The sequence below is a fragment of the Hwanghaeella sp. 1Z406 genome, assembly GCF_048892425.1.
Lineage (GTDB): Bacteria > Pseudomonadota > Alphaproteobacteria > UBA8366 > Aestuariispiraceae > Pacificispira.
In genome coordinates, this window is record NZ_JBLZHU010000004.1 from 61681 (window position 1) to 78915 (window position 17235).

General features: G+C 53.0%; 16 protein-coding genes. 2 read left to right on the plus strand and 14 right to left on the minus strand.

Annotated features, from left to right (window positions below; genetic code table 11):
- Nucleotides 1–21: 21 nt before the first annotated feature.
- Nucleotides 22–1533: an aldehyde dehydrogenase family protein gene (locus ACOSDR_RS09700; RefSeq protein ID WP_420731101.1), complete on the minus strand. Its 1512-nt coding sequence runs from the start codon at nucleotides 1531–1533 to the stop codon at nucleotides 22–24.
- Nucleotides 1534–1549: 16 nt separating this feature from the next.
- Nucleotides 1550–4000, minus strand: coding sequence for a GcvT family protein (locus tag ACOSDR_RS09705; protein WP_420731102.1), 2451 nt, complete (start codon nucleotides 3998–4000; stop codon nucleotides 1550–1552).
- A 174-nt stretch (nucleotides 4001–4174) separates the two neighbouring features.
- Here ACOSDR_RS09705 and ACOSDR_RS09710 point away from each other — a divergent pair, with 174 nt between their 5' ends.
- Nucleotides 4175–4828, plus strand: coding sequence for a helix-turn-helix domain-containing protein (locus ACOSDR_RS09710; RefSeq protein WP_420731103.1), 654 nt, complete (start codon nucleotides 4175–4177; stop codon nucleotides 4826–4828).
- Between the two features lie 44 nt (nucleotides 4829–4872).
- Here ACOSDR_RS09710 and ACOSDR_RS09715 read toward each other — a convergent pair whose 3' ends face one another.
- From ACOSDR_RS09715 to ACOSDR_RS09730, 4 genes are read right to left on the minus strand one after another with little or no spacing between them, the layout of a single operon-like run.
- Nucleotides 4873–5643 carry an amino acid ABC transporter ATP-binding protein gene (locus tag ACOSDR_RS09715; protein WP_420722814.1) on the minus strand — a complete coding sequence of 257 codons (771 nt, stop codon included), beginning with the start codon at nucleotides 5641–5643 and terminating at the stop codon, nucleotides 4873–4875.
- Nucleotides 5644–5688: 45 nt separating this feature from the next.
- The gene (locus ACOSDR_RS09720) at nucleotides 5689–6582 is read right to left on the minus strand and encodes an amino acid ABC transporter permease (RefSeq protein WP_420731104.1); all 894 of its coding nucleotides are present in this window, start codon (nucleotides 6580–6582) and stop codon (nucleotides 5689–5691) included.
- Nucleotides 6583–7452, minus strand: a complete 870-nt coding sequence (locus ACOSDR_RS09725) for a transporter substrate-binding domain-containing protein (RefSeq protein ID WP_420722812.1) — start codon at nucleotides 7450–7452, stop codon at nucleotides 6583–6585. It abuts the gene before it with no gap.
- A gap of 50 nt (nucleotides 7453–7502) precedes the next feature.
- Complete coding sequence (locus ACOSDR_RS09730) at nucleotides 7503–8255, minus strand: acetoacetate decarboxylase family protein (protein ID WP_420731105.1); 753 nt, start codon at nucleotides 8253–8255, stop codon at nucleotides 7503–7505.
- Between the two features lie 298 nt (nucleotides 8256–8553).
- Between ACOSDR_RS09730 and ACOSDR_RS09735 the strand changes: the two genes are divergently transcribed.
- The gene (locus tag ACOSDR_RS09735) at nucleotides 8554–9126 is read left to right on the plus strand and encodes a helix-turn-helix domain-containing protein (protein WP_420722810.1); all 573 of its coding nucleotides are present in this window, start codon (nucleotides 8554–8556) and stop codon (nucleotides 9124–9126) included.
- Between the two features lie 59 nt (nucleotides 9127–9185).
- Here ACOSDR_RS09735 and ACOSDR_RS09740 read toward each other — a convergent pair whose 3' ends face one another.
- Genes ACOSDR_RS09740 through ACOSDR_RS09775 form a run of 8 tightly spaced genes read right to left on the minus strand, consistent with a single transcriptional unit; the run spans nucleotide 9186 to nucleotide 16960 of the window.
- Nucleotides 9186–9752, minus strand: a complete 567-nt coding sequence (locus ACOSDR_RS09740) for a GNAT family N-acetyltransferase (protein WP_420722809.1) — start codon at nucleotides 9750–9752, stop codon at nucleotides 9186–9188.
- 51 nt (nucleotides 9753–9803) lie between these two features.
- The gene (locus ACOSDR_RS09745; RefSeq protein ID WP_420722808.1) at nucleotides 9804–10601 is read right to left on the minus strand and encodes a class I SAM-dependent methyltransferase; all 798 of its coding nucleotides are present in this window, start codon (nucleotides 10599–10601) and stop codon (nucleotides 9804–9806) included.
- A gap of 51 nt (nucleotides 10602–10652) precedes the next feature.
- Nucleotides 10653–11552, minus strand: coding sequence for an aldo/keto reductase (locus ACOSDR_RS09750; RefSeq protein ID WP_420722807.1), 900 nt, complete (start codon nucleotides 11550–11552; stop codon nucleotides 10653–10655).
- A complete protein-coding gene (locus tag ACOSDR_RS09755; protein ID WP_420731106.1) occupies nucleotides 11549–12697 on the minus strand; it encodes a hypothetical protein in 1149 nt (382 codons plus the stop codon). Before ACOSDR_RS09755 ends, ACOSDR_RS09750 begins: the two co-directional genes overlap by 4 nt.
- Nucleotides 12691–13536 carry an SDR family oxidoreductase gene (locus ACOSDR_RS09760; protein WP_420731107.1) on the minus strand — a complete coding sequence of 282 codons (846 nt, stop codon included), beginning with the start codon at nucleotides 13534–13536 and terminating at the stop codon, nucleotides 12691–12693. Before ACOSDR_RS09760 ends, ACOSDR_RS09755 begins: the two co-directional genes overlap by 7 nt.
- On the minus strand, nucleotides 13533–14240 hold the full coding sequence (locus ACOSDR_RS09765; RefSeq protein ID WP_420722804.1) for a cytidylyltransferase domain-containing protein: 708 nt from the start codon (nucleotides 14238–14240) through the stop codon (nucleotides 13533–13535). The genes ACOSDR_RS09760 and ACOSDR_RS09765 overlap by 4 nt, the downstream gene beginning before the upstream one ends.
- Before the next feature lie 4 nt (nucleotides 14241–14244).
- Nucleotides 14245–15450, minus strand: coding sequence for a hypothetical protein (locus ACOSDR_RS09770; RefSeq protein ID WP_420722803.1), 1206 nt, complete (start codon nucleotides 15448–15450; stop codon nucleotides 14245–14247).
- Nucleotides 15440–16960 carry an MBOAT family O-acyltransferase gene (locus tag ACOSDR_RS09775; RefSeq protein WP_420731108.1) on the minus strand — a complete coding sequence of 507 codons (1521 nt, stop codon included), beginning with the start codon at nucleotides 16958–16960 and terminating at the stop codon, nucleotides 15440–15442. The genes ACOSDR_RS09770 and ACOSDR_RS09775 overlap by 11 nt, the downstream gene beginning before the upstream one ends.
- Nucleotides 16961–17235 lie beyond the last annotated feature (275 nt).

Genomic DNA, 17235 nt, shown 5'->3' on the forward strand with positions numbered 1-17235 from the left:
AATCACATCCGCGTGTTGTGGCTATTTCCCCGGATATGATTCCGCATCCGCATAGGGGAACCACCAAAAATCCTGAGCCTCACAGCTAGGATCGATCATCACCATCTTGGTTTTGCGGAAGGTTTCGATACCCTCTGGACCCAATTGACGGCCAACACCGCTCATCTTGGTGCCGCCAAAAGGCCCGGCATCATTATCCAGCAAGGGCGCGTTCACCCAGACCATCCCCGCTTCGAAATCTTCCGCAGCGCGGATGCCTTCCTTCAGGTCGGTCGTATAGATATTCGCCCCCAACCCGTATTTGGAAGCATTGGCCAGGGCCATACCTTCCTCATAACTGGACACCCGACAGATCGGGGCCACGGGACCAAAACTTTCATTGTGGAACAAAGACATGTCTGGTGTGCAATCGACCAGCACGGTCGGTTCGACAAACCAACCGCGATTAAAATCGCTGGGGCGCCCGCCGCCGATTGCTGGCTTGGCCCCCTGAGCATAAGCGTTCTTCATCAGGGCTTCATAGCGGTCCCGCTCTTTCATCGACACCATGGGACCCATATCGACCTTGTCTAAACCATTGCCCAGACGGATCTTCTTCGTTTCTTCCACCAGCTTTTCGACAAAGGCATCATGGATTGCCTCATGCACATAAAAGCGTTCCGCCGAAACGCAGATCTGTCCGCAATTCATATAGGCGGAAAATGCGGCCGCCCGCGCCGTCAAATCCAGCGGGGCAGATGGCATCACCAGGAACGGGTCATTACCCGACGTCTCAATCAGACACGGCTTCATTAATTCGCCACAGGTCCGTGACACGATTTTTCCAACCGGAACGCTGCCAGTAAAGGCAACGACATGGGTATGATCATGTTCAATCAGATGCTTGCCGACATTTGCACCGCCACACACGATTTGGAACAGTCCTTTGGGCAGGGCCGAAAAAGCCTCAGAGAACAGCAGCGTCGTAATGGACGTGTATTCCGACGGCTTCACCACGACCGCATTGCCCGCCGCCAGGGCTGCCCCGGCTTCCCAGGCCAACAGCACCATTGGGTAGTTAAACGGCATGATCATCGCCGCCACACCCAGGGGCTGCTTCAGCGTATAGTGAAACTGTCCCGCCGTGGCCGGGCCCATCACGCGACCCATGTCATTGCGCCCAATCTCTGCACTATAGCGGAGGGAATGGACACACCAGTCCACTTCATCCAGAGATTCTTTATAGGGTTTGCCCATTTCGCGGGTCAGTGATTCTGCAAGAATGGGGCGCATTTTGTGGATTGCATCCGCTACTTCATGCATTGCATGGGCGCGATCCACGCCAGACCCGGCCCACCATTTCTTCTGTGCCGCATTGGCAACAGCGATAGCGTCGTCCAGTTCAGCCGCAGGGGTTTCCGGGATTTCTGCAATAACCTGCTCTGTCGCCGGGTCGATAACAGGGATCTGCGTCGTGGCTTTGCTGGCCTGGAAGGCGCTGTCGACGTAATTATGCCCGGAAAGCTTCTTCATCCGTGCCAGTACATCCGTCATAATCTTTCTCCAATCTTCACAGTCGAATACGGTCGTTTTTGGGGTCATAGAAGGGTTTGAACTGAACCTCCGCGCGGAACCGCTCGCAGGCGACTTCCACTTCAAAATCCCCACTGTTCAGGAAATCCAGAGTGACGCCATCTGCAGAACTGACATAGCCCATACCCAATGAGGCCTCGATCCGATGGCCATAGCCGCCGGATGTGATGGAACCAACGATCTGGCCATTTCGAAGAATGGGCTCTTCGTGATACAGCAGGGGTGCATTGCCACCCCCCGCCAGTCGAACCTGAACCAGACGACGGTTCGGCACGCCCTTTTCCTTGGCCCGCAGCACTGCATCACGGCCGATAAAATCTATTGGCTTGTCATAGGCTACGGCAAATCCAAGGCCCGCCTGAATTGGGGTATCCTCTTCGCCGATGTCATGGCCCCAATGACGATAACCCTTTTCCATCCGCATGCTGTTGATGGCAAAGAAGCCCCCGTGTTTCAGGCCAAATGGCGAACCGTTTTTCACCAGCGTGTCAAAAACATGCAGAGCGAATTCTGTGGGCATGTATAGCTCGTATCCCAGCTCGCCAACAAAGGTCAGGCGATTGATCCGCACCCGCCCATACCCGATTTCGATTTCGCGGCTGTGGCCAAAGGGTACCACCTCATTCCCCAGATCTTCCCCGGATACAGCCTCCAGCAGGGCGCGGGATTTCGGGCCCATCAGCGCCAACATCGGCATGGCGGATGTCACATCAAACAGAATGGCGTGGGCGTCATCCGGGATATGCCGGTGCAGCCATGAAAAATCCCTGGTCTGGGAGGTCGCAATCGTCACAATCAGGAAGGAGGTTTCCCCCAGGCGGGTGATCGTCACATCAGCTTCGATGCCCCCCCGCTCGTTCAGCCACTGGGTATAGACAACTTTCCCGACAGCAACATCGACATTTCCGGCTGATACCCGGTTCAAAACGGCACAGGCATCACGTCCTTCCAGTCGAAATTTCACGAAACAGCTTTGATCGAACAAGGTCACATTTTCTGCGGTGTTCAAAGATTCCTGCTTTGCCGCCCCGAACCAGTTCTGCGGCCCATAGGAATACTCAATATGTGATGAAATCTGATCGGTTGAAAAATACCCCGGACGCTCAAACCCGGCGGCCTCCGTCATACTGGCCCCGATGGTCAGCAAACGGTCATGGAAGGGAGACCGGCGCACATCGCGGGCCGTGGCATATTGCCGATAAGGCCAATGCATCTGAAACAACAGGCCCAGTGTTTCCGTGGTTCTGTCATACAGATAGGTTTTGTTGGACTGGAATGGCTGCATGCGGCGGACATCCACATCGGCCAGTTCAAATGGCGCATGCCCGTCATGGATCCATTGTGCCAGGGCCTTGCCAACCCCACCGGATGACAGGATCCCAACCGAATTGAAACCACAGGCACAAAACAGATTCCGGACCTCTGGCGTTTCGCCTAACAGATATCGGTCATCTGGGGTAAAGCTTTCCGGCCCGTTGAAGAACAGTTGAATGCCGGTATTTTCCAGCGCCGGCATACGCTTGATCGCCATTTCAAGAATTGGTTCGAAATGATCAAAGTCTTCCGGCAGCGAATCGAAACAGAAATCTTCGGAGATACCATTATGGCCCCAGGGTTTCGCCTCTGGTTCAAAACATCCCAATAGCAGCTTTCCGGCGTCTTCTTTGTAATAGGAGCATTCATCCCCCAGAAACAGCACCGGCAGGTTGGGTTGCAATCCCTCCATCGGTTCCGTGACGATGTAGAAATGCTCTGCGGCATGCAGGGGCAGATTGACACCGATATCGGCCGCCAAATCCCGTGACCACATACCACCTGCGATCACAACCTTATCAGCCCTTAACAGACCACCATCAATTTCGACCCCGATCACGCGGCCGTTTTCCGTGACAATGCGCTGAACCTTTGTATTTTCCAGGATTCGCACACCCTTGTTCCGCGCGCCTTTCGCCATGGCCATGGTGACGTCTGCGGGATTGACCTGGCCGTCCTTGGGCATCCAGATGCCGCCGACAATGTCATCCACCGTGATCAGAGGATAGCGTTCCTTGATTTCGCCGGGCGTCATCACATCGGCTGCCAGCCCGAAATTACGGGCCATCGACACACCGCGCTTCAATTCCTCAAACCGCGCCGGAGTCTTTGCCAGACGAAAAGATCCATTCTGTTTGAAGCCCGTTGCCTGACCGGTTTCGGCTTCAAGGCTGGAAAACAGCTCCCCAGTATATTTCGCCAATTCGGTCATATTACGCGTGGCGCGCAATTGTGTGACCAGCCCAGCGGCATGCCAGGTCGTGCCACTGGTCAGCTGCTTGCGTTCGCACAGAACGACATCGGTTATGCCTAATTTCGCCAGATGATAGGCGATTGAACAACCAGCGACTCCACCGCCGATAACAACCACATCTGCCCGTTCCAGAATGCTCATCAACCCCTCCAACTGACTCAATTGAGATATTTATATATCACGATAGTGAATTTTTATAGTAAAAATATCACTGCACTGCAGCATGACATCAGAATATTCACGGTCTTTGACATATCGAGACATGCTGCACTATTTATGGGATTATGGTTTGGTCCCAAACAGGAGTTTCTCTGCGTGAAAAAATTGCCGAAGCTTGTGCGTCCCTCAAACCAGATGGGTTTGGCCTCTTCCGCCGAAGACACGACTGTGGACCTGTCGGAGTTTTTAGATCTGGATGAGCGGGTCGGGAAAGAGATCCGGCAACTACGCAAGGCGCGGGACACGACAATCTCTGAACTCAGTGACGCCACCAATTTGTCGCCAGGCTATCTCAGTCAGATAGAACGCGGCATTTCCAGCCCCTCGGTGAAGGCCCTACATTCAATCAGTCGGGCCCTGGGCGTAACCATAAGCTGGTTCTTTTCACCGGCGGCAGACGATGATGATGGATTGCGCGACGTTGTGGTGCGCGCCAATCGCCGTCGACGCCTGACATTTTCCAGCGGTATCTCCGACGAGTTACTATCCCCAAATCTAGGGCGGGAGCTTGAGCTTTTGCGCTGCACCTTTGGGCCGGGGTCAGAAAGCGGGGCAGAGCCCTATCAACATCGGGGCGAGGAATCTGGAATCGTCATCTCTGGCACCCTGCATCTGTGGATCGGCGATAAGCATGTGATCCTGAATGAAGGCGACAGCTTCGCCTTTTCCAGTGACACGCCCCATCGCTATGCCAACCCGACGGACAACGAGACAATCGTCATCTGGGCGATCACGCCCCCGTCTTACTGACAGGTGCCCGTGGCTGGTCGCTTATCAGCACACCGAAGATAGGGTTAACCGACGCTTTGCAGAAATTCTTTCGTTCGCGCCATTTTGGGGGCAGAGAGAACCTGTTCTGGATTCCCTTGTTCGACAACGACACCGCCATCCATGAATACCACCGTGTCCGCCACTTCACGGGCAAAAGCCATTTCATGCGTGACGACAACCATTGTCATGCCGCCTTTGGCAAGATCGCGCATGACTTGCAGAACTTCCCCCACCAATTCCGGGTCCAGCGCAGATGTAGGCTCGTCAAACAGGATCAGTTTTGGTTCCATCGCCAGGGCCCTGGCGATTGCGACCCGCTGTTGCTGGCCGCCGGACAGTCGGTTCGGGAAAACATCCGCCTTATCTTTCAGCCCCACCCTGTCCAGGAGCTCCATCGCCAGATCGCGCGCAGCGTCCTTCTTCATCCGCCGCACGGCAACAGGCCCTTCCATAACATTCTTCAGGGCCGTCTTATGGGCGAAGAGATTAAAATGCTGAAACACCATGCCGATATGGGCGCGACGCGCGGCAGCCTCTTTCTCTCGCAATTCAATCAGGTAATCGCCTTCACGATTATAGCCGACCAGTTCCCCATCCACCGACAGCCAGCCACCATCAATTTTTTCAAGATTGTTGATACAGCGCAGAAAAGTGGATTTGCCGGATCCGGACGGGCCGATCAGGCAAACCACCTGACCGCGATCCACCACAAGGTCAATGCCTTTCAGGACCTGAAGGGCGCCAAAAGATTTGATCACGCCTTCGGCCCAGACCATGGGTTCATTACTTGTCATGTCAGTACTCATAAACGTGTCGGGTCTCCACCCTTTGATTGTCGCTCAATTGGTGCTGCGGAAGCCGCGCCCCAGCTTGTGCTCAAGGAAATATTGCCCAACCGAAAGAAGCGAGCAGATCGAGAGGTACCAAAGGCTGGCAACGATCAGCAGCGGAATAACCTCAAAGGTGCGGGCATAGATTGTCTGGGCAGAATACAACAATTCCGGAAGGGCGATAACGCTGACCAGAGATGTTGTTTTCAGCATCAGGATCACCTGGTTCCCGGTTGCCGGCACGATAACGCGCAGCGCCTGCGGCAGGGTAATGCGCCAAAAGACTTGAAGACGACGCATGCCGATTGCTGTTGCCGCTTCGCTTTGCCCCTGACCAACGGCAAGGATCCCACCGCGAATAATCTCCGCCATATAGGCGCTTTCATGCAGGGCCAACCCCAGAAGCGCGGCCATAAAGGGTGTAATGGCATTCCCCGAAAGCGTGAAGAACGTCTCACCACCGGGCAGGCCAATCTCAACCTCTGGATATAGGGCGGAAATATTGAACCAGAAGATCAACTGGACTAGCAGTGGTGTTCCCCGGAACAACCATTTATACGCAGCGACAAAGCTGCGCAGCCAACGATCCTCTGACAGCATCATAAGCGCCAGGAACACGCCAATAATCGTTCCCAGCACCATAGAAATGACCGTTAATTCGATCGTTGTCCAAAGTCCTTTGAGAATGATTGCGCTGGTGAGATATTTAAAGACCACATCCCATTGGAAATTTGGATTTGTTGCACTCATCCAAATCAGCCCAAAGACGAATAATGCCAAGGCTGCATCGGCCGCCAGACGCCCATAGGACGTCCGCCGAACGATCTTCAATGCGTCTCTCTCCGAACGCTTCCCGGCCCCTTGTGAGGAGGGCCGGGTCGCTTCTTTATTGGCCGTAGTCATTTATTCTCCGTTAATCAGCGGCGCATCCAGGGCCAATTCACCGATATGCCAATCGTCCAGAATCTTCTGATAGGTTCCGTCCGCAATCAGGGCTTCAGCGGCGGCCTTAAAGACCTGCGCCATCGGGTCCCCCTTGCGGAATGCAAAGCCTGACACACCCGACAGGTCTGCCGTCGGTGCCTTTTCAAACAGATCATCATTCAGGCGCACCATATACCCCGCATAGGGTGCTCCATCCAGCCAGCCATCGATACGACCGGTCTTAACCGCCAGGCTGCCTTCATTTGGACCGGCAAAATTCAGCACCTCAAACGCCTCTTTGCCATTTGCAGAACACTCTTCCTGAAGGCGCGGAACCAGTTCAAGCCCTTGTTTCGATCCTGTGGCTACCCCGATTTTGTGCCCACACAGATCATGCAGGTCCAGACCGCTTGGATTTCCCTTTTTCACCATGACCGCAGTGCCGGTTTGCTGAAAATCAACAATATCCATCTTTTCGCGGCGTTCCGGGGAATCATGAAAGTAAGACATGTCATAGCGTTCGCTCAGAATGCCCGCAATGATACCCGCGAATTTCGATGATTCCGACGTAACCGGAATCCCGAGCTTTACGGCGATAGCCTTTTGAAAATCCAGGACATAGCCAACCATTTCACCCTTATCGTCGATGAAATAGCTGGGGGGATATTGTGGGTCATAAACCGCCACGATCCCGTCCTTGTATGCCTCTGGCACTTGTGCATGCAGGGCCGCATCAGCGCCCGCCGGCAGATCCTGGGCAAATGTCGCCTGTGAGGACAGCATCAGGCCCGCAGCAATCGCGACCATCTTCGGGAACCAATAGAATTGTGATGGGTGTGTGTGCATCATTTTACCTCACTTCTGTTCTGAATGATTATGTTTATGGGAGTGTTCTCTGGTCAGAGAATACGGTCCACCAACCTGGCCCAGCCGTTTTCTTCCGTGGCATGCCAGTCCGACGTGGTGAAGGTCGCCGAAACGATCTCTTTGATTTCCAGGTCCGCAAGACCGCAATAATCCAGCTCATGCTGTGGCCATTTATTGAATTTAACGCTGCCCTTGCCGATCTTCTTTTCCAGCAGGGTCACATCCGAAGATGTGTCGCGGTTCAGGACTTCCGCAAATCCCATCCCTTCCCGGGATGCGTCGGGCAGCAATCGCAGCAGGTAATGCGGCGTCAGGTTAAGCGGCTCTGCTTCGGTCACGGTGGCATCTGGAGTCCATTCCAGTTCAACCACCGGCGTCGATCCCAGTTTCACAACGGATCGAATGCCGCCATTTTCAAGCCTGTCGAACGAGATATCGCTGACAAGCTTTGGATACCCCCATTTCTCACGCCCCCCCATCACCAAGCGATTTAAGTTTTCAAACTCAACAATCGGATGTCCGCCTCGCTTCCCCTTATACTCCATCGGCACGATAACGATGATATCCTTGAAGGGAACGACGGCATTGTTGCTGTAATCCGATGCAGAAATGAAAATCCTGTCGCCAACGGGGGTGAACGGCGTGTTGGCGAGGTTCTGTTCAATCCAATCTGGATCGACACGAAGATCAAAGCTGATCGCGGGAAGGTTCGGACAATGACTGGGAACCGTCGTTCCATAGGGCAATCGTTTGTATAGTTGAGAGGACGTAAAACCTTCACGCATACCAGGTCTCCATAACGGATTGATTCAGGGGGATCGTTGACAAAAACTGTTGTGTACGGCATCCCTATAAAGTGTTCATTAAGATGAACGTTCATTTAAATGAACACCCGTGTCAAAAATGAGTCAAGAGCAATTTTACCCGTATTTTGTACGTTTCTTCCCTGGGCAGTGATGGGCGGCACGAATACTATTATGGATACCCTCACCCCTTTTCGAAGGTTGCCGCATATGCGCATTCATGAGTTCTGCTTTCATATCAGGCCCTGCTTTCCTCAGTTTCAGCTTGGGAAATAGCCGTATGAGCAAAGATGCAAAATCCACCGCGCAAGACAGCTTCGCCCGGCATGTGGGCCAGCGCATTCGGTATTTTCGGGGGCTTCAGGATATTTCACTCTCTGAGCTATCGCGTCGCTCCGGGATTGCGAAGGGCACGCTATCGAAGCTTGAATCCGGCAGCGGCAATCCGACAATCGTTACACTGGGCGCGCTGGCCGGAATCCTGAACATTACGCCCGGCGATTTTATGGAGCCGCGCAACGGGGCGCCGCGAGATCAAAGCGGATGGAAAAAACTGGCCGGTCCGGGCATCACCATGCTGTTTCTGCATAAGATCGTGGCGGCAAAAAGTTGGGATATATATGAAACCAACATCCCACAGACCGACGCCCCTATCTATTCCGCCACGCATGGGGGAATAGAGCATTTGATCATGATAGAAGGTGTTGCAGATGTCGGCCCCGTCGATGCACCAACCCGCCTTAACCCCGGCGAACGCGTCGCATTCCCCGGAGACAAACCCCACCTATATTTTGCAATCGGGGGGCCCTGCACGGCCCTGCTGATGATGGAGCACCCAGCCAAACGGGCATAAACACCCGTGTTTTCGTGTATCCAGACCTGATACAGCCAGCGTGACTATAATTCAAAAAATTACCTTATATCTTCTCGTAGTTTTCCATAAATCAAAGAATCTATTCTATTACCTTCGAACAATATCTGCTTGCGTCTTGTTCCCTCTATAGCAAATCCATTATTCTCCAATACTTTCGATGACGCCACATTATTACTGTAAGAACCGGCTGTAACCTTCATTAACCCCACTTCATTGAATGCTATCCCCACCACAGCATCGATAATCAGGGTTGCAATGCCTTTTCCCCAGTATTCCTTATCACCGATGAAATAACTGATATCGGAAACAAGGTGATGAAAATTAATCGGTCCCAGCTTGATGTTACCAATATGCTTGGAATTGTAAAAAATGCCAAAAAGCACATCCGTTTCAGAATTAAGCTTGCTCAGAACAAATCCTTTAACGTCATCCATCGTATGCGTTAGGAACTTTTGCTCGGTAAATCTGGTGATATCATAGTCGTTCATCCAGCTTACATAGTCATGCGTAACCTGCTGCGGCTCCAGCGCCTTTAATGAAACGTTTTCATCCGACAGAACATACACTTTGCGCTTAATCGCTGATAATTTGATTACTTCAGCCATCGCTGCAAACCCCAAACAGAATTAAACAGAACACTATCGCGCTACAGGGCACTAATCAGCACCGGACCTCGCCTGATCCAAATAGGTCTGTGATTCTGCCTCAGCCAGATTGTGATAGGTTCCCACAGAGGGGCCCTTCTGAATTACAAGAAAATACTCGTAGAATCTCTCAGGGGGTTCCTCAACATATGTGAAACTTGCGAAATCGCCCCGTCTTGGAAAATAATAACTGGCCAGAATCTCATGCCCATTATCCGCCAATTGCGCCCTTAGCTTCGACACATCTGTGAAATAGTTTGGATGCCCCTTCCGTCGGGCGCCAATTTCCGCATCCAGGGCTGGCTTATCATCCTTGTGATAAAAGTGCCCCTTACCTGTTAAGTATAGATGCCCTCCCGGCTTTAGAACCCGCAACAACTCCCCCAAAGCTTCATTCTGATAGGTCGCATCAAATACGGCCAGGATCGCGACATTATCGAAAAAAGCATCCTCAAACGGCAGAGATTCCGCCTCACTGACCTGTATACTTTTAACATCCGGGTCGTCGGACCAGGCACGCATCGCTTCTGCAATCATGCTTTCAGAGATATCAACGCCACACACATCGAGCCCCATTGCTTTATAGAGCGGGAACATACGCCCCCAGGCACAGCCCACATCCAGAAGGGAACCTGCTCTTGTTGGGGTCTTGGCGAACACGCGTTCATAGACGGAATCATCTTCCGTCTTAGGGTCGCCCTGGATCACACTGCTGGTGCCCCCCTCGCTTGCCTCTTCGACGCGCTTCTTCCAGTAAGCCGTATATTGGGCATCCCAATAGCGCTTCCTGCTGCTTCTATCTCCGGTCATGATGTCCTCTTTACCTATGCTGTAACATGCGTTCTGGAACTCTCTCTGGCATCACCAATCCCGCGGGTCCCGAAGATCTGCCGGAAAGGTGGTCATTGTTTCTCTTAGGGTTTCAATCGCGGTCTTGTCCATTTCATGTGCCGCGAGAAACGCCGTCTTAATTTCTTCCAACTGACTTGGGCGATTAACACCAATAACCATCGATGCAATACCCGGTACTGTATCCACAGCAAACAGTGCGGCAGACAATTTTGATATGCCCAGATCAGCACAACACTGACCAAATTTGCTCAAGCACGGCAAAGCAGGCTCAAACAATGCTGGCAAAGCTGCCGGTTCTCTGAGCAAGACGCCTTGCAGGAACACACTGCGTGCAAAAACCACGACGCCCTGAGCAGCCGCGGCGGCAATGATACCGGCGTCAACAAACCGTTGGTCTGCAAGGCTTATCGGTATTTGCAACGCCCCTAAATCTGGTACGGACAAAGCATCTTCTGCTTCTGATAGTGTATAGACAGATGCGCCGAAACAATCAATTTGTCCTGCAGATTGCAGGGCGCGCAGCGTATCTTGTATTTCCGGTCTCATAATATCGGGTGCATGATGGGCAAGGTAATATCGGAACGGGGCCCCGCCCAATGCAGCCTGACTCTCAGCATAGTATTGCCGCAGCGCCTGTGCCCCGGAAACCGCATCCGCAGGAAGCTCTGGAAACTTGGTCGCGATGGCCAGCGGAAGAGTCGTTTTGCCCAGCCAACGGCCGATACGCTCTTCTGAAAGTCCGTAAGTACGGGCCGTATCCACCGCGTTGATGCCCGCTTCCCATGCAGCCGAAAGCAGGTCTTGGGTTTCCACCTCATTGGGCATTGGTGACGTTGGAACCGCACCATAGGGCAACCCCAATTGAACAGCCCCAAGGGTGATCCGGGATACGTCAAATGTGTCGGTCATTGGGCATAACCCTGTGACAGGTCGGACAGTATCGTTTCCACGACAACACTGGACGGATCGCGATCAGGAACCGTCAAAGCACGCGCCCTTTCCCAGCACATCCGGCGTTCCGTTAAGGATGCCGCTGTCTGCAAAGCGACAGATAATTGAGAGACCTCATACACCCCTTGCCCAAAGCCATGTTGTACGCTCCAGGGCCCTTTTGTTAAACCGCCAACAGCACAGAGGCGCACCATATCAGCCTCAAACAACAGATGCACCGCTCCGCCCAGCGGATCCTTTGCGACACGATTTAGATAAATCAAATCCGTGCTGATGGTGGAATAGCAACTGATTACCAAATCACATCCACATAATGGGCCTTCAACCGCCAGCGCCAACGGATCTTCGTGCACGATGGTCCCTGCAGCGTCATTCAGGGCCGCAAGGGTGTTTGCCCGGTCCACCTTGTTCTCTTTCGGGTGCGCACGATAGACAACATGATCGATTACAGGGTCCGCAAGATCGCGAAGCGCAGATACTGCAGCACACAAACTGTTGCGATACCCCGGTTCCTGATTAAGGGGTTGACCAAACAGCACTGCGGTCGTGCCGTGACAGCCCATGGCCTGACGCCATTGTTGCGCCAGCTGTTCAGGGTGAAGGGCGCGATACCGCTCAACCTGGGGCGGCCCAATATCTATGCAGCGTGCCGTCTCTTCACTTTCCAGGAAATCAATGCCGGCGACGAATTGCGTGCGCGCGCGACTATCGAATCCGGGAACAATATAGCCTGGCGGATCCTGAATGCTGTAGCTTGGAATATCACCGGCATGCGCCAACAGCGCCTCGTCTATTCCAATACCTGGCGAGGATAGGCCTGCCAGCAACACATCCGGCTGCACCTTATCCAGAATCTCTCGCGCCTCTGCCAGCAATTCGGCAGCCCCCCCATCATCCCTGTGATTGAGGGGAGCAGATTGTACCTGCACGACATTCAACGACTCTTTTTGAAAAATCTCATAGGCCGGGTTTTGCGCAACAACATGTACGGTAACAGTCGACAATCCAGCCAAGTGCCTGACGACGGGCACCAGGGCGAGAGCAGCACTTGGATCACGGGCAGAAACCAGAATTACCCCTGACTTGGCCAAGCCAGCTACCACGCGCTTAATCCCCCGTCGATGGCAAGACATTGGCCCGTGACATAACTGGCCGCATCAGAGGCGAGATAGAGCACGCCGCCCACGATTTCATGACGATTCGCCATTCGACCCATAGGCACACGAGCGCCATAGCGTTGGGCAAAAATGTCATTCTCGCCGGTGAACACGCCGCCGGGGGCAATGCTGTTTACCCGGATATTGTGCTTACTAAGATTGGCGGCCATCCAGCGTGTCATACCAATCACCCCAGCCTTTGCAGCCGAGTAACTAACGGGATTATTGATATTATTGCCGCGATACATAGCGCCTTCATAAATACGTTCATCCGAAGAAAGCAGGCCATAAATCGACGAAATCTGTATGATGGAACCGCCGCTTCCTTGTGCAATCATCTGGCGCACAGTCTCTCGCGCCATCAGGAACATGCCATCCAGGGTTACGCCCATTTGCCGCCGCCATTCCTCAAGACTGAATGACTCAAAAGGCGCAAAGAACTCTGCCGGATCGGCGACGGGAGCTGCCGCATTATTAATCAGAATATCCACCTTGCCAAAGTGAGAAACAGCCTTCTCCACCACAGCCCGTGCATCCTTCTCAACAGCTACATCAGCACGCTGGAACACAGCCTGGCCTTTGCGGCGCTGGTCAAGGGCCGCAATCAGCTCCTCGCCCCGTGCAACGTCGATATCCGCGATTACAACACGCGCGCCATTCGAAACAAGACCATGCGCGAAACCTTCCCCAAGCGCACCAGCGCCGCCTGTAATGATCGCGACGCGGTCGGTAAGATCAAACAGACGTGCGCTCTCAAATTCTGACCAGCTTGGCTCATTACTCATTTGTCCGTCTCCAATCGCGTCGCCAGAAAAGTTGCAATCATCCAATCCAGCTCTGAATCAATATCCAGAGAACGCTCCTCAGGCATCACAAACACCCGGGTATCGTCTGTGAAAACCGGTGCATCTGGAAAAAATACATCCCGCCTCCATACATAGATAGACGCGTTCATATCATATGTTTTCGGCGCATCCTGCCGCCTCAACACCGCCTCTTTCAAGGGCTTGATCAAGTGGGCTGGACCGTCACCGATCGTTTCAACCATATTGAAATAAGGCGACCGGCGAGACGGGGTGACAGAGAATACATTTTTTGCACCGGTCCTGTTCAAAAGCGCGATGGCCCCCGCGATATCGTCGCTGGTCCTGAACGGAGCCGTGACATCCAGGTCCGTGAAGGTGTCAAAGCGTATGCCCATCTGTTCCTCTGCCTGACGCGCGCAATGGACGATCGCCGGGCTCTTATCAGCCTGATCCGTGGCCAGCTCTGCTGGACGGTCAACCGCCAAATCCGCCCCGGCATCCATCGCCGCCTGCAATATCCCTTGGGAGTCACTGCTGACGGCAATGCCGGTGAACAAGCCGCTGGCACGCGCTTGCCGGACAGTGCGCTCAATCAAGGATATGCCATTCAGGGGCCGAAGGTTTTTGTTGGGCACTCCTTTAGAGCCGCCCCGGGCACATATCGTACAAAGATGTTTGGTCAAACTGTTATCCACTTTTCATGACACCGGTTTTCGGGCAACCCAACCCCAAAAAATCCACTTCCCGCTCTGTCGGGCGGCGATAGATATCCAAAGCCATAGCCCGCCCCGAACAGCAATCAATCATTGCGTGGAGCAGATCAAGATCCAAGGCGCTGGACATTGAAGACTCTGCCCGTGCAATTGCCAGCAGCATCCGCGCGAAGACTAGCTGACCGCCGTGATATCCATCCAGAAATTCACAATCTTCTGCATCAAGCAGCGCAGGGTTCAGAAAATCAAAGTGATGCTGGTTGAGCTTTGTCATAAACTCCTGGAAGGCCCACACAGTAGCAAACCGTTCAGGCGCGTCGCGCATCGCCTTATAGACTGTTGGCGCGACAGGCGGCATCACGGTTATGACGGTGGTCCCGGCCTCCTCTAACCGCCGGATGGACTCGTATATGCGCTTAAGGCGCTCCAGATCAACCTGCTCTCCATCCCAATCCTCAAATGCTTCTGAAAGACTGATGGCGAAACCCACATCCCGGGCGGGAGACCTGCCATAGACCGTTTCTTGATCACTGCGAGAGCCGTCTGGCGCAAATCCGGTCCCTCGGGTGAGGCCGCGGATCCCAAGCACAGGAACATTTCCGTAAAGGGGAGGATCATCGGCCACCAATGTCCTCACGACCTCAGTCAGGGTTAACTTGCCTTCTACCAACCATTTCAATGGTGCCAGTAACGCTTCTGGACTTAAGCGTTGCGGCGGGGCGATATCGGTCGGAGAGACAGCTTCGTATGTCTCTGCATTGAGCCACCAGAAATCCAACATCATGACGACAATTTTCGGCGCGCCTGAAGCCAGAATGTCGTCAACGGCAATCTCTAAATGACGGGTCGAATTGGCCATGCGTCCCAAATTGGTGAAGGGGACACGAAACATTTGCTGCACGGCAGGCAGTGCACGCGACGAGCCAAGCATGACTAATTCAGCAGGACGGTTCAACAAAAGCACCTGCTTATAGGGGTGATCATCACTGTAAATGGCGGTGCCATACAGGGCATTTTGTTCTTCCTGTATCCCGACAATACTTTCAAGGGACCGCAACTCTCCCGAGCGCCACAGAAACAGGGCACTGACCAGTACCGCGAAGAAAAGCAGGACCAAAGGCAGAGCCCAGAACATCAAATAGCGCTTTGCAGCACTGTTTGGCAAAAGGTCAGAATGCATAATACAAAAACTCTCCTGCACTGTTCATATAGTAAAGTGCCAGGATAAAGGTGGCACTGATTCCCAATGCCCAGAGCGGCAAAGGACGCCACCCCGGCAGTGTCGGCCTGTCAGTGCACGGTCCGCCTTCGAACGTGTATCCGATGAATTTTACGCTGTTGGGCAACAACCATACAACAGCCAGTAAACCAGCGAAAACCATGAGCTGGTTTACGCCATGGAACAGGTGCGTATCGACAAATTGTATGTCCAGCCCCGCGACAAGAGGCAACAATGCCCCGAACCTGTCGGCGTAATTCTCTGGTAAGGCGATGCCGTTCAGACCAACCATGCCACGCCAAATCTCCACTGCAGATTCCATGTTTCCGGCGCGGAATGGCACCCAGGCAAAGATCACGAACACAAAAGTCAATAAAATGCTAAATTGGGCGGGAAGCCTGAACCGCGTCAAGCGAGTCCAGGCGCGATTGAGCATAAGTGCGACACCATGAAGTCCCCCCCAAACAACGAAGCTCCACCCAGCCCCGTGCCATAGGCCGCCCAGGAGCATCACAATCATTAGATTCACATATTGTCTTGGCCGACCCTTCTTATTGCCACCAAGGGGGATGTACAGATAGTCCCGAAGAAAAGAAGAAAGCGTGATATGCCAGCGACGCCAAAAATCAGTGATGCTGACAGCTTTATAGGGTGACAAAAAATTGATCGGCAATCTTAAACCAAAAATCAGTCCCAAGCCGATGGCCATGTCAGAATATCCCGAAAAATCGAAATAGATCTGGAACGTGTAAGAGATTGCCCCCGTCCAACTCTCAAGCAAAGGCAGATCAATCCCCTGTGATGCGGCATCAAAGACTGGCGTAGACCACTTGGCGATCTGGTCTGCAAACAAAACTTTCTTCGCAAGACCTAAGGTGAAGATCGTAACGCCCGCCGCAACCAAGGGCGCCTTGTATAAACCTGCAAGGCCGTGTCGCACCTGCTGCATGAAACCACGATGGTGGACGATGGGGCCCGCGATCAGCTGAGGAAAGAAGCTGATAAACAGCAAATACATGGGGAAGGATGACTCTGCCTCGGTCCCGTCATGCACATCAATCAAATATGCGATTTGCTGAAAAGTGAAAAAGGATATGCCGATAGGCAACAGCACATTAAGCAGCGGAAATTCCGTCGCCAGAAGGGAGTTCACACTGGCGAGCAAGAAATCCACATATTTAAAGTAACCAAGCAGACCTAAATTGAAAACAATGCCACCAACCAATAATGACTTCTGACCTGGATCTTTTCGGATGGCGCGATGTTCAAGGGCTCTGGCAATATGGAAGTTAACAATCGCCGAGATCAGGATCAGCGCCAGATATCGCCAATCGTACCAGGCGTAGAATCCAAGAGATGCGATCACGAGAACATAGCATCTGGAAAGTGAACCTGCCCTTTGAAGGGCAGCCAAAACCACCAATAAAACCGGCAAAAAAATCAGAAGAAAGGGATAGCTGGAGAAAATCATGTGTTAAAACATTGCGCGTACATTCTGCCCCACAATCCAATAACTCAATCGCAGCAAATCCTGGAATTTTGTCAGGATACTCCCCGCTTATTCTGGCGTGTATACATAAATGGTGTGGCCTTCGCAAGGCGCTTCAATTAAGGCGCTTCAATTGATGTTGTGACCTGATACGCAGGGGCACTCACGTCCTTCAGGCCACTCGCCTTATGGAGAAACCAGTCGATGGCATAGGTGAAAAACCTTATAAGCAACGCGATGGCGAAAGCTGGGAAGAT

What these genes read in the sequence shown, in the direction of transcription:
- ACOSDR_RS09700 (WP_420731101.1), bottom strand. Translation starts at nt 1,533, where the DNA reads ATGACGGATGTACTGGCACGGATGAAGAAGCTTTCCGGGCATAATTAC.
- ACOSDR_RS09705 (WP_420731102.1), bottom strand. Translation starts at nt 4,000, where the DNA reads ATGAGCATTCTGGAACGGGCAGATGTGGTTGTTATCGGCGGTGGAGTC.
- ACOSDR_RS09715 (WP_420722814.1), bottom strand. Translation starts at nt 5,643, where the DNA reads ATGACAAGTAATGAACCCATGGTCTGGGCCGAAGGCGTGATCAAATCT.
- ACOSDR_RS09720 (WP_420731104.1), bottom strand. Translation starts at nt 6,582, where the DNA reads ATGACTACGGCCAATAAAGAAGCGACCCGGCCCTCCTCACAAGGGGCC.
- ACOSDR_RS09725 (WP_420722812.1), bottom strand. Translation starts at nt 7,452, where the DNA reads ATGATGCACACACACCCATCACAATTCTATTGGTTCCCGAAGATGGTC.
- ACOSDR_RS09730 (WP_420731105.1), bottom strand. Translation starts at nt 8,255, where the DNA reads ATGCGTGAAGGTTTTACGTCCTCTCAACTATACAAACGATTGCCCTAT.
- ACOSDR_RS09735 (WP_420722810.1), top strand. Translation starts at nt 8,554, where the DNA reads ATGAGCAAAGATGCAAAATCCACCGCGCAAGACAGCTTCGCCCGGCAT.
- ACOSDR_RS09740 (WP_420722809.1), bottom strand. Translation starts at nt 9,752, where the DNA reads ATGGCTGAAGTAATCAAATTATCAGCGATTAAGCGCAAAGTGTATGTT.
- ACOSDR_RS09745 (WP_420722808.1), bottom strand. Translation starts at nt 10,601, where the DNA reads ATGACCGGAGATAGAAGCAGCAGGAAGCGCTATTGGGATGCCCAATAT.
- ACOSDR_RS09750 (WP_420722807.1), bottom strand. Translation starts at nt 11,552, where the DNA reads ATGACCGACACATTTGACGTATCCCGGATCACCCTTGGGGCTGTTCAA.
- ACOSDR_RS09760 (WP_420731107.1), bottom strand. Translation starts at nt 13,536, where the DNA reads ATGAGTAATGAGCCAAGCTGGTCAGAATTTGAGAGCGCACGTCTGTTT.
- ACOSDR_RS09770 (WP_420722803.1), bottom strand. Translation starts at nt 15,450, where the DNA reads ATGCATTCTGACCTTTTGCCAAACAGTGCTGCAAAGCGCTATTTGATG.
- ACOSDR_RS09775 (WP_420731108.1), bottom strand. Translation starts at nt 16,960, where the DNA reads ATGATTTTCTCCAGCTATCCCTTTCTTCTGATTTTTTTGCCGGTTTTA.